This window comes from Paraglaciecola sp. MB-3u-78 (genome assembly GCF_002835935.1).
Lineage (GTDB): Bacteria > Pseudomonadota > Gammaproteobacteria > Enterobacterales > Alteromonadaceae > Paraglaciecola.
In genome coordinates, this window is sequence record NZ_PJCF01000005.1 from 215,257 (window position 1) to 227,795 (window position 12,539).

Genomic DNA, 12,539 nt, shown 5'->3' on the forward strand with positions numbered 1-12,539 from the left:
TCGCTTATCCAGATGATGAATGTTCACTTAGTGATGAAAGAATAATCGTAACTATTCAGCCTCATGAAAATATATTTTGACGATCCCAGCGATCGTATTGACTGATCCCGCTAGGATGTCAGACTTGCCTTAATATCACTTTAGTTATTAACCAATGAAGATTGACGGCATTGAAATCGACAGTGTGATCGATTCAACAAAAAAGTTGCTTACAGAGGATAAATCAATTTCGCCGGCCTTAAGAGCGGCAATTGAATTGATCATGCTGGTTGTGTCTTTGCTTGCTAATCGATTAGGACTAAATAGCCAAAACAGCAGTAAACCACCCTCCACAGATTTTGATAGAAAGAAGAATTCAAGGACTAAATCTGACAATCCGGCCGGCGGCCAGAAAGGGCGGGAGGGTAAAACGCTGAGCCCGTTCGAAGAGCCCGATGTAGTCAAGGATATTCCCGTAAACAGGGCGCTATTGCCTCCTGGGAAGTATCGTGATGCTGGCGTCCAGTGTCGTCAAGTGGTTGACATAGAAATATCACGCATGGTCACCGAATACAGAGCGCAAATACTGCTCAACGAAACAGGCAAGAAATTCACAGCTGAGTTTCCACAAGGTGTTAACAGTGCTATCCAATATGGCGATGGCATTAAAGCGCACGCGGTTTACCTGTCACAATATCAATTGCTGCCTTATAAACGTATTGAAGAGTATTTTTCCGATCAACTCAATATTCCGATCAGTGCGGGAACCTTGTTTAACTTCAATCAAAAAGCGTCAGATTTAATTGAGCAAACAGGTGCCGCGGATCGGATCAAAGCCGCACTACGAGCATCACCCGTGCTGCATGTTGATGAAACAGGCGTCAACATTAACGGCAAGCGGCGTTGGTTACATTGTGCCTCATCACTTACCTGGACGTATTTCCATGCCCACGATAAACGTGGGAAAGAGGCCATGGATGCGGCCGAGATACTGCCATGCTTTACGGGCATTCTGTGCCATGACCACTGGAAACCTTACTACAAATATATCCTATGTGAACATTCTCTGTGCAATGCCCATCATTTGAGAGAATTGGAAAGAGCGTGGGAGCAAGACAAGCAGAAATGGGCCAATGAAATGCGTGCACTGCTGACCAAGCTTTGTCAGGACGTGAAGGATAATGACGGTAAGTTAACGCCAGAGTCTGCCCGCGTCGCCAGAGAACAGTACCGTGAAATACTCTTTGAGGGTGATAAGGAGTGTCCGCCACCAAATGAGGAGGACCGACCAGCAGGACAACGGGGTCGTTTAAAACGAACCAAAGCGCGCGCCTTGCTTGAACGGCTCAGAGAATTTGAAAATGATGCGCTTAGATTTATCGAAATAAAAGATGTCCCCTTTACTAACAATCAAGGGGAAAACGATATTCGAATGACAAAAGTACATCAAAAAATATCGGGATGTTTCAGAAGTCAAAACGGTGCGGATATGTTTTGTTTGCTTCGCAGTTACATATCCAGTTGTCGCAAGCAAGATGTTTCAGCAAGTGAGGCGTTGCGACTATTGTTCAAGGGCAGGCTTCCTGACATCTTTTCATCTGCGCGACCTGAATAGTTACGAATAATCAACCTCTTCCGGTTTAATCTCACGAGATTATTGATAATGATAGACGGAGAGATAAATGAACAAGTTTGTGAAATACCTAAGTATCGTTGTTTTTACACTTTTCACTGTACCTGCTTTTGCCCTTGATGACGCAGTGAACACAGGAATATTTAACGATACCGCGATGGATGGTTATGACACCGTTGCTTATTTTACCCAAGGTAAAGCCGTTGCAGGTAATAAGAAGTTCCAATTTTTATGGCGTGATGCTAATTGGCGTTTCTCTAGCCAAAAGAATGTAGACTTGTTCAAACAAAACCCAGAAATGTATGCTGTTCAATACGGTGGCTACTGCGCATGGGCAATGGCGGATGGAAAAACGGCGGGGATTGATCCTCAAGCATGGCACATCGAAGAGGGAAAGTTATATCTAAACTATAACAAGAAAGTACAACAGGATTGGCTTTCTACTATAGAAGCAGACATTGTTTCTGCAGATAAAAATTATCCTGAAATTACTAATGTCAGTAAATTTCGAAGCAACTAATGATATTTATTAAAACCATAAGCCCGTTTATCAGGCTTTTTTTTTGTTTGCCCAGCGAAGCTGGCAAACCCGACAGGCTGAAAGAAGCCTGATCACCCTGACTAAGGGGAAGATAATCCGAATGGCAAGGGCGTCACCGGCTAACGGTGGGGTCTGAAGGAAGCCATAGGAAGTTAGAGGTACACAACTAACCGTAACCTGTTTCGGCGGCATTGGTGGGTAAGCGTCCAAAATAGCGCGAAGCCCAATACTTAGTCAAACTAATGCTGTGTTTGAGGGTGGCATTTCTAACAGGGAGTCAGTGCAGTAACTGGGGAAGCCTGGCATTGTATCCAATCAAAATGATTGGACGTATCGTTCAAGGAGTGATCCAAGAATGTTGCGAGTGTGAGGTGGCAGATGAACCCGTAGTAGTGAGTAAGGCTAGGCCTGTGAAAGCCAGTAATGGTGTGGAGGGGAAAACCCAGCCGACTATCAGCAGTGTGTTTGATAGGGTCAATTTTAGTCAAAAGCTTTCATTGATTGCGAAGGGGGGAAGTGATTTATAAATCACAACGTGTAGTGGAATTTATATCGGGTCTACGAGTTGCCTAATAAGGCAAGGTCTCCTTGATTGGCTGAGAGTGAAACCAAGGCTGAGGATGGAACTGGGCACGGGGAGTAATTATTCCTCTTTACTAGAGGCAAAATAAAGGTGGTTAAGTACATTGCATTATAGGGATAAATCCCTCGCTAGAAGGCTTGCTGCGATAATGAAACAAACCTAACCGATACAAAGGAAACCAAAGCCAAGTGATGTGAGACAATAATGTGAGAGTGCATTTTAGCCTTTATGGGCGTTTGTTATCACTACAAGCGCTTTATCTGGCATACAAACAAGTGAAAAAGAATCAAGGCGCTGCCGGAATTGACGGTCAGAGCATAGGTGACTTTACGCAAAATTTGGAAAAAGAGCTTAAACAATTATTGCTTGAACTCAAAGAAAAGCGCTACCGAGCGCAACCAGTCAAGCGCGTTGAAATCGACAAAGATGATGGAGACAAGCGACAACTAGGTATTCCAACAGTTCGAGACCGCATTGTTCAACAATGTTTATCGAATATCATGACCCCTATATTTGACCCACACTTTCATCCATCGAGTTATGGGTATCGCGTGGGGCGAAGCTGTCATCAAGCTATCAGCAAAGCGACGTTATTTATACGCAGGTACAACAAACGGCACGTAGTTGATATGGATTTGTCGAAATGTTTTGATACGCTTGACCATGAGTTGATTTTAAAATTCGTGAGAAAACGTATTACAGACGGCAGTATTTTAAACTTGATAAGACAGTTTCTCAACAGCGGTGTAATGATAGGCTCAACGTTTGAAAATAGTGAGATTGGTAGCCCACAAGGTGGCGTAATTAGCCCGTTATTATCAAATATCTACCTAGATGAGTTTGACCAAGAAATGATGAGAAGACAGCACCGAATAGTGCGTTATGCTGATGATATCTTGATATTCTGTACCTCAACATCAGGCGCAGAAAACGCATTGAAAGTAGCGAGTCAACTACTAGAAGTGACACTGAAACTTAAAGTGAATGAGCGTAAGACCCATATAGCACATAGCGATACGGGGATAAAATTCTTAGGGGTGATAATTGGTAGCAATTACACGCGTATTCAAGAAAAGAAACTCAAAAACTTCAAAGTAAAAGTGAAACAATTCACTAAGCGTAATGGAGCCGGTAATTTAGCGACAGTGCTAAAAAGACTTAACCCAGTACTGAGGGGATTTGTAAATTACTTCAAAATAGCGAATATAAGCAACATTTTACAGCAACTGTTTACTTGGATCCGGCGAAGATTAAGGGCGGTACAACTGAGGTTGTGGAAAAAGCCGATGAGATTACATAGGCGATTGAAACAATTAAAGTTTAAGCCTCCTTTTAAGTTTATCAAGATGAATTCATGGCGAAGTGCTAAGAGTCCATTGGCAAACTACGCAATGCCCAACAAATGGTTTAAAGAAATGGGTTTGTATCAGATAGATAAACTTAAAACAGGGGTTCTTGCTTCTTATTACTAAATGAATGAGAAACAGTAAATTGCATGAGCCGTATAAGAGGTCCGTACGTACGGTTCTGTGAGAGGGATGAGGCAAAAGCCTCACCCTACTCGATGTCTGCGTAACAGTGCAAAGTAAGTACTTAGAACATTCAATAGAACAATTGGAGATCACTATGGAAAAATTCACTCAACTATTGATTATTTTATTGTTAGGGGTATTCAGTCAATTTTCATCTGCACAAGTTGAGCGCAGTCAACTGACCAGCAGTATAGAAAACAGAGAGCCTATCGATAATCTTGAAGGTTTTGTGCAAGGTCAAAGCAACGAAATGAAGCGGGTTTATTTTTTCACGCAAATCACTGGACTAAAGAATAAGCAAATTATTCACCGCTGGTTGTATGCAGGAGAAGAAAAAGCGGCAGTGACTTTGAATATAGGTGGTGATAGCTGGCGCACTTACTCGAGTAAACGTTTGCCAAGGTACTGGCAAGGAAAATGGCAAGTACAGGTATGGCAAGGTGACCTAATGTTAATTAGTCACCACTTTGAAGTGCGTTATCCAGACTATATCGGTCAAGGCTGGGGCAAATATTTGCTGAATGCAGCCATAGTTGTCGCAAAAACACACCACGCAAAAAGCATCAAACTACAAGCCGATCCCTTTGCTGAGGACTTTTATCGGGCAAATGGCGCAGTCAAGGTTGGTCAAACAGAATCACTTAGTGTACCGGGGCGTTTTTTACCTTTACTGGAAATTTGTCTTTAGCCAAGCTCTCACAGGACTTATGTTTCTGATAACATAGACTACGTCATTATTTGTTCAGGAAGTTTCATGTCAACACGCATTATCCGAATCGCCACTCGCAAAAGTGCCTTAGCGTTATGGCAAGCAGAGTTCGTTAAAGCGGCGTTACTTAGCGCCCATAACAATTTACAAGTTGATCTTGTGCCTATGAGTACTCAGGGCGACAAGATTTTAGACACTCCCTTAGCTAAAATTGGTGGCAAAGGTTTGTTTATTAAAGAGCTAGAAGTGGCGATGACTGAAGGTCGCGCTGATATTGCTGTGCATTCTATGAAAGACGTGCCAATTGCTTTCCCTGATGGATTTGGGCTGCATGCCATTTGTGAGCGTGAAAATCCCTTTGATGCCTTTGTGTCTAATCACTTCAATTCTCTCGAATCGTTACCATTAAATGCAGTAGTAGGCACATCGAGTTTGAGACGTCAGTGCCAAATACGTAAAGTCAGGCCTGATTTGGTGATCAAAGATTTACGGGGCAATGTGAATACCCGATTGGCTAAGTTAGATGCAGGTGAATATGACGCCATTGTGTTAGCCGCAGCAGGCTTGATCCGACTGGGCATGCGAGAGCGGATCCAATCTGAGATGCAGCCTGAAATATCACTTCCCGCTGTGGGGCAGGGTGCCGTAGGCATTGAATGTCGTAATGATGATGCAGATTTGATTGCGCTATTAGCCCCTTTGAATCACCTTGAAACATCTATTAGGATAAAGGCAGAAAGGGCAATGAACACCAAATTAAAGGGTGGCTGCCAAGTGCCTATTGGCAGTTTTGCCGAATTAGATGGTCAACATATTACGTTACGGGGTTTGGTTGGTTCGGTCGATGGTAAAACGATGTTGTATGCCAAGCACACTGACATTCTAGAACATGCCGAAAAGCTGGGAGAATATGTCGCAGAATTGTTGCTTGCCCAAGGGGCGGGGGAGATCCTCAGCGCTTTGCAAGCCGATTAGCCTGTGACATTTTTAGTCCTTAGGCCTCAAGCTAAATGCCAAGCGAGTGCACAAGCATTTAGCCAAGCAGGATTATCTGCAGTTGCTTGCGGCTTGATTGATACTGTTGTGGATGATGAAGCCATTGGCCAATTACCTACAAAATTAGCCGATTTACGCAGCCATGATGAAGAAAATATTTATGTGATAGTGACCAGCACAGTGGCCGCTCAGCAATGTGTGTTGATGAAAAATCAATGGCCCCAAAGTGTGTGTTTTTTTGCAGTGGGACCCAGTACTGGGCATATTTTACAGGTCGCTGGTCTTGAGGTTGTTGTTCCACAGGAACCCAGAACGGAAGGGCTGCTTGCCCTACCTCAACTTACTCAGGTGGTTAATCAAAGCGTCATAATTATGAAAGGTTTTGGCGGCAGAGAATTACTCCGGGATGTCTTGATTAGCCGGGGTGCTAAAGTGGCAGAGTGGGAAGTGTATAAACGAGTCAAATTAGACTCTCCCGTTTTCACACAAGACTGGCGCGCAAGGCAAATTCGTTGCATTATTGCTACCAGTGGTGAGGTTATTCAAGCTGCTTTTGAGTATTTTGAAGCGAGTTGGCTTAAGAGGTTAAACTGGATCGTCGTTAGCCAGCGAACCGCAGATATAGCATCTAAACTGGGGGTAACCCAGTTAGACATTAGCAGTGATGCCAGTGATCAGGCACTTATTCAATGCGCACAACAGTTGGTTACTCGCGCAAGACATTTTTCGGAGCATTAAATGACAGACAGTCAGGACAAGTTAACCCCGTCAGATGCAGCAAAGCTGGCAGAGTTGGAAAAACAATTAGCTAAAGAAAAGACGGCTAGTCCCTTAACAAAAAACAAGCAGGCCTCATCGTCATCGAATAAAAGTATGGAAAATCAGCCAACCAAACCTAGCGATCCCTTAGAGAAAGCAACCAGCCATAAAAGCAGTAAAAGTACGGCGTCTTCTATTCCACGTAAACCCGCTACTGCATCTAAAGGGAACACTGGCGTATTGTGGTTTTTCACTATCATTAATTTATTGCTACTGGCCGCCATCATTGGTGCAGGTTACTGGGCATGGCTGGGGTGGCAAACACAAAGCCAACAACAAACTGATGTTTTAGCTGCCCAGCAAACGAGTCTGGATCAACAGCAAATCAGCCTTGAGCAGAAACAAAGTGACATCGCTGATTCTATTGCCTCCAACCAACTGGCGAAGGGTGATCTAGAACAACAAAACCAAGCATTACAGATAAGTATGCAAAGCCTGATTGAACAATTCCAACTTACCAGTGCACAAGTGCAAACCAATCAGCGTAACCTAGCCGATGTATCGGGTCGTAGACCTGCGGATTGGTTATTGGCCGAAGCTGATTTCCTGATACGTATGGCAGGGCGCAAACTCTGGTTAGAACATGATGTTAAAACTGCCACCATGATGTTGCAATCTGCCCAGAGTCGTCTTCAAGATTTAGACGATCCTAGTTTGTTACCTATACGGGCAGCGCTGGCAGAGGATGTACAAGCCCTGCAACAAATGAATCCAGTTTCAACTAGCTCTATCGCATTGGCTTTAGGTGCCATGCTAAAACAAGTAGATAACTTACCTTTAGCTTTCTTTAAAAAGCCTGAGGCAGAAGCAGTTGATGATACCGTCACAGGATCTATTGATGATTGGCGCTCAAATTTAGCCCGTAACTGGCGAGAGGCCACAAAGAATTTTTTTAGTTTTAAAAAGGTGACTGCCGACATCAAACCTTTTATGTCTGAGCAACAACAATGGTTATCTAAAGAGCAGCTCAAGTTTGCCTTGCTGCGAGGGCAAATAGCCGTCTTACAAGAAAACTCAACGCTTTATCAGCAGTCGATACAAACCGCGTTTGGATTATTAATTGAGTCATTCGATACTGAAAAAGACAGTGTTGTTCAATTTACTGATAGCCTTAGCAACCTACAAAGGACTGACTTTGAAAAAACTTATCCTAAGCAGTTTAATGTCGCACCATTACTGCAAGATGTAATCGAACAACGCTTAAATAGCCGTTTTGTAAACGGAAATAACTAATCATGAGTCATCTAATTAGAATTTTTCTGGTCTTAGTTCTGTTACTGATAGGTGTCGTCATTGCTGCAATGATTTTCGACGATAGTGGTTATGTTATGGTCGAATTTAACGGCTGGGTAGTCGAGATGAATGTCTGGTCACTTTGCTTATCGCTGATTGCTATTTTTGTCGGTTTAATGCTCATCAACTTATTGATTAAAACTTCTCTGGCCGCTGCTTCTGGTTCGAAAAATTGGTTAGGTAACTGGGGTGATCGTAAAAAGAAAAAAGCCTTTACTGCTGGTTTGATAGCTTTGGCTGAAACCAATTATCTGCTTGCCCAAGAAAATTTCAAAAAGATTGAAAATGAAGATTTTGATGGGATTAATTTGTTAGCCGCAGCTGAAGTGGAAATGCAACTGGGGCAACCTGAACAAGCTAAAAGTTATTGGCGTTTGGCTACAACCTATGAAAAGTCGACCTTGGCAGCTAATTTATGCTTAATTCGTGATGCCTTGCAACACCATCAGTCAGATGAAGCGATCACACTTATTCAAAGTCTAAGTGAGAAACAGCAAGCTCAAACACCGGTACTAAAACTCTGGGCACAAGCACTGGGTCAAGCAGGCAAATGGCTAGAGTTAAAAGGCAAGTTAAAAGGCTGGAAAAAAGCACTAGGTAACGATTACGAACCTTTAATGCAGCAGGCCTCAAAAGGTCACTTTGCAGAAATCGCCAGTAAGGAAGGGGCTGGCCAGCTAACACAAAACTGGAAGTCGTTACCACGAACCACACGCAAAGATCCTGCACAGCAAGCTGCATATATACAGCAGCTTATTGATCAAGGCATGCATGGGGATGCAGAACTTGCTTTGGTGGAATACCAAAAATCTGCACCTCATCCACTCCTGATACCTTTGTTCAAGCTCATTAAATTGCCCAACCCAACCGCAGCAATTAAAACACTAGAGTCTTGGCTGAAACAAGATGGTTTAAATGTCGAACTATTATCCGCTTTAGGACATATTGCGTTTAACGCAAATGACAAACTATTAGCAGAAAAAGCGTTAGCTAAGGCGATTAAATTGGGTAATCGACGGGAAGATTTAGTTTTGATGGCAAGTATAAAAGAGTCACAAGACGATCAACAACAAGCCCTACAGTTGTATAAGCAGAGTATGGGAACTCACGAAAATTAACCTAAGGTTAAATGATTGCAGTTAAATAAACACACTTTTGCTGGTTTGCAGCTCAAACAAATATGCTTCTGTGTATTTTTATTTGTTCTATCGTGTCGTTTACAGGCTGCACAACCTTTAACAGCAACTGAAGCCTCACCCATATTTGAGCTAGTCACTTTAGGTGACGCTGGTGGTATTCAAGATGGCAATCTTAGCGCTTTTTTATTCAGAGCTTTATCAGAACCTAACTATATTGCCCTAGATGCAGGTACTGTGATTAACGGCATCAATGTATCGCTGGCTAACAATGCTTTTAAAGACGTAGCGCTAAATGCAGATAAAAAGTTGTCCCTAACAGGCAATATTCTACAGCATCACATCAAAGGTTATTTGATTAGCCATGGTCACCTAGATCATGTTGCAGGACTATTGATTGCAGCGCCAGACGACAGTAACAAACCTATTTATGCACTTAAGTCAGTTAACCAAACCATTATGGATAGCTATTTCAATTGGAAAGCTTGGCCGAATTTTACAAATAAAGGTATACCGCCTTTTTTAAATACATACCAAGTCATAGACCTAGTTCCTCAGCAAAGTATCAGTCTGCAAAACACCCAGCTAAAAGTCACTGCATTCAGCCTTAGCCACTCTGTTGAGTCAACTGCATTTGTGATTGAATTCCAAGATAACTTGTTTGTGTACTTTGGCGACACCGGCCCAGACGAAGTCGAGAAACAAGAAAAACTTGCAACTATTTGGCACTACCTAGCCAAGCAAATGCAAACGAAAAAGCTGAGAGGGTTAGTGATAGAAGTATCATTTGATAATCAACAACCTGATAATCTTCTATTTGGTCATTTAACCCCAAAATGGTTAATGTCAGAACTCACTTATTTCTATTCGTTGGTAGAACAAAAAGAGCAGTTTCAGTCTATGGGTGTCATCATCAGCCATATTAAATACAGTCTAAAAAGTGGTCTTGATCCTAGAGATAAAATTCAACAAGAACTGCAACAAGGAAATACGCTAGGTTTCAACTTTATACTTGCTAAACAGGGGCGACGAATTATATTGTAGTAGGCATAAGTATCTTATTTTAAATATGTTATTAAAAAAATTAAAAATCACATCCGGTTACCTAATAATGATACCAGCCCATATCTTTATACTTAATCTTTACGGTGTAATTTTAATTTGATTATATTCGATTTAATTTGCCCTATTTGCATAATGATTTGTCAATATTGCCGATACCTCAATATTGGTCTGTATCATAGGTTAGTCACTTGTAAGAGATGAAAATCATAAAATACAGCTAACACCTCTGCGTGACGTTCTATGAAAAATCTAAGTGTTCTTTTATCAGGCAACCCCAGAATAAAACCAAATAAAAGTGGTAAAAGCGGCATAATTCATTAGAATCACCGCTCGCTTAATCAAGCTGATTGGGTGTTGTAAATGTGGCGTCTAATGTAGACTAGCTAATATGTCTCCACGATGATGAGCACCCAACTCCACATTTTTGTCGAGTTGATCAGTCAGACGTAGTGATGCAGCTAAATAGACTGACGGAACCCATAGCTCAGTTAGATACAGCGCAGCCTTTAAAGGCTGACTAGATTTTATATGCACCCGTAGCTCAGTTGGATAGAGTATCGGCCTCCGAAGCCGAGGGTCGCGCGTTCGAATCGCGCCGGGTGCACCATACTTCAATGGCTTTAATTGGTAGTAAGCACTAACTAAATATAATTCGTGGCTATGTCGTGTCCAAATTAAAAATTATCCATCTTATTTAGTACACTTTTTATCTCTTACCAATAACGACTGAACCATAGTCTTTTTCATTTTCAAATAGACTAATAGACGTAGCCGCTTAGGAGCGTTAGTTTCGGCCTGAACCTATGAAGAACGCAAAAATCACAAAGAACAGGTAAAAAAATCCCTGACTGATGATGACAGTGATTTTTTTAACATTCCGGCTTACGAGCGATTTAAAGAGTCAGCTCGTTAAAAAATGTTTTCAGCTTTGTGTTAGTGTGAATTTACATCATAACTCGCCCCTCAAATACTAAAACTCTAAATGGTTTTTATTGGACACTTAACTTAATTCACGTCTCCGATTACATTTGAAAACATGCGATTTGCAGCTGACCCGTCTTGTCTAGTTAGGTTTGGTACATATCGAGAATAAACTCGAAAAAGCATTTCAGTATTTGCATGACCCATCTGATTCGCTATCCACTCAGGGCTTTCTCCTGATTCCAACCATAAGGTAGCTGCCGTATGCCTCATCTGATAGGGATTACGCTTTTCTAGATTAACAGAACGAAGTAATGGGTACCAAACGCGCTTTGTTACACCATTATGACTCAGCGGATTGCCTTCTTGATTAATGAACACGTAAACATAGTTGCTCGTTCTTAATTTCATTCGTAAAAATGCTTCATAAACCGGTTGGCTCATTTGAATATCACGCTGACTGAAATCATTTTTTGTATAGTTGGTTTCCCCTTCAACTATAGTTTCACGGATCTTAATTTTACGGTTTTCAAAGTCAACGTACTTCCATTTTAAACCATCTACTTCACCAGTGCGCATTCCAGTGAAAAAGCGGATAAGAAAATAATCCCTAAAATCTTCACGGCAATTCTGTAAAATCAGATTGATTTCATCGGGTCTAAACGGCTTTATATCGGTTTTCGGTACTTTTAATGGCTTTATTCCTCTATAAGAGGAAATAAAACCAAAGCGTTCGGCCGCTTCTGTAAGCACTGCACGTAAAAGCTTCATATGTTTGTTAACATGTGCCGGAGCTAAAGGATCACCATTTCTTTTCTTTAAGCTGCAAATATAAGTGCGAAAAGCGAGAACTTGCTGTTTCGTCACTTTATCAATCTGGATATCCCCAAAAAATGGAATAATTCTGTTTTGAATTATATGGGTGACAGACACCGTATAACCCTTCCGCCATTGGACTTTGTTTTCTTCAAACCATAGTTCGCAAAAATCCTTTACTAAAGGAACTTGCTCAGAGAAGTTAGCCGTAGCTTTGGCAATACCCTCAATTTTTTTAAGCATTGGGCTATTAGGGAATGTAGAGGCATAATCAAATTGCCCTAGCAGTATTTCAGCCTGAATTTTGTCTAAAGCGACTTGCATCCGCTTACGATTTGCCGGAGATTCTTTTAGGTCACTTTGTTCTCGACATCGTACATTTCTAAAACAAAAATTAAAGTACAGTTTCCCCGTGTCTTGCCTTACTCCAATGCTAGCCATGACTTAGTCCTCCACTAGTCATTTGCATCCCGATGACTTGCATTGAAAATTTTCGCATGTCTTTTAGAAAGACTG

General features: G+C 41.8%; 11 protein-coding genes and 1 tRNA gene. 11 read left to right on the forward strand and 1 reads right to left on the reverse strand.

Annotated features, from left to right (window positions below):
• Positions 1-154: 154 nt before the first annotated feature.
• From CXF95_RS12005 to CXF95_RS12060, 11 genes are all read left to right on the forward strand, one after another.
• Complete coding sequence (locus CXF95_RS12005; RefSeq protein ID WP_101197042.1) at positions 155-1,594, forward strand: IS66 family transposase; 1,440 nt, start codon at positions 155-157, stop codon at positions 1,592-1,594.
• Between the two features lie 67 nt (positions 1,595-1,661).
• Entirely contained in the window at positions 1,662-2,132 is a 471-nt protein-coding gene (locus CXF95_RS12010) for a YHS domain-containing (seleno)protein (RefSeq protein WP_101198936.1), read from the forward strand.
• A 326-nt stretch (positions 2,133-2,458) separates the two neighbouring features.
• The gene (locus tag CXF95_RS12020; protein WP_232787806.1) at positions 2,459-2,680 is read left to right on the forward strand and encodes a hypothetical protein; all 222 of its coding nucleotides are present in this window, start codon (positions 2,459-2,461) and stop codon (positions 2,678-2,680) included.
• Between the two features lie 262 nt (positions 2,681-2,942).
• On the forward strand, positions 2,943-4,208 hold the full coding sequence (ltrA, locus tag CXF95_RS12025) for a group II intron reverse transcriptase/maturase (protein WP_101198937.1): 1,266 nt from the start codon (positions 2,943-2,945) through the stop codon (positions 4,206-4,208).
• A 154-nt stretch (positions 4,209-4,362) separates the two neighbouring features.
• Positions 4,363-4,956, forward strand: a complete 594-nt coding sequence (locus CXF95_RS12030; RefSeq protein ID WP_101198938.1) for a DUF2914 domain-containing protein — start codon at positions 4,363-4,365, stop codon at positions 4,954-4,956.
• Positions 4,957-5,022: 66 nt separating this feature from the next.
• Positions 5,023-5,952: a hydroxymethylbilane synthase gene (hemC, locus tag CXF95_RS12035; protein ID WP_101198939.1), complete on the forward strand. Its 930-nt coding sequence runs from the start codon at positions 5,023-5,025 to the stop codon at positions 5,950-5,952.
• Between the two features lie 3 nt (positions 5,953-5,955).
• Positions 5,956-6,711: a uroporphyrinogen-III synthase gene (locus CXF95_RS12040; RefSeq protein ID WP_101198940.1), complete on the forward strand. Its 756-nt coding sequence runs from the start codon at positions 5,956-5,958 to the stop codon at positions 6,709-6,711.
• Positions 6,712-8,025 carry a uroporphyrinogen-III C-methyltransferase gene (locus CXF95_RS12045; protein WP_101198941.1) on the forward strand — a complete coding sequence of 438 codons (1,314 nt, stop codon included), beginning with the start codon at positions 6,712-6,714 and terminating at the stop codon, positions 8,023-8,025. It abuts the gene before it with no gap.
• A gap of 2 nt (positions 8,026-8,027) precedes the next feature.
• The gene (locus tag CXF95_RS12050) at positions 8,028-9,203 is read left to right on the forward strand and encodes a heme biosynthesis HemY N-terminal domain-containing protein (RefSeq protein ID WP_101198942.1); all 1,176 of its coding nucleotides are present in this window, start codon (positions 8,028-8,030) and stop codon (positions 9,201-9,203) included.
• A gap of 15 nt (positions 9,204-9,218) precedes the next feature.
• A complete protein-coding gene (locus CXF95_RS12055) occupies positions 9,219-10,265 on the forward strand; it encodes an MBL fold metallo-hydrolase (protein WP_101198943.1) in 1,047 nt (348 codons plus the stop codon).
• Between the two features lie 551 nt (positions 10,266-10,816).
• Positions 10,817-10,893 (forward strand) — tRNA-Arg (locus CXF95_RS12060).
• A 398-nt stretch (positions 10,894-11,291) separates the two neighbouring features.
• Here the strand turns inward: CXF95_RS12060 and CXF95_RS12065 are convergent.
• On the reverse strand, positions 11,292-12,464 hold the full coding sequence (locus CXF95_RS12065; RefSeq protein ID WP_101198944.1) for a site-specific integrase: 1,173 nt from the start codon (positions 12,462-12,464) through the stop codon (positions 11,292-11,294).
• Between the last annotated feature and the right edge of the window lie 75 nt (positions 12,465-12,539).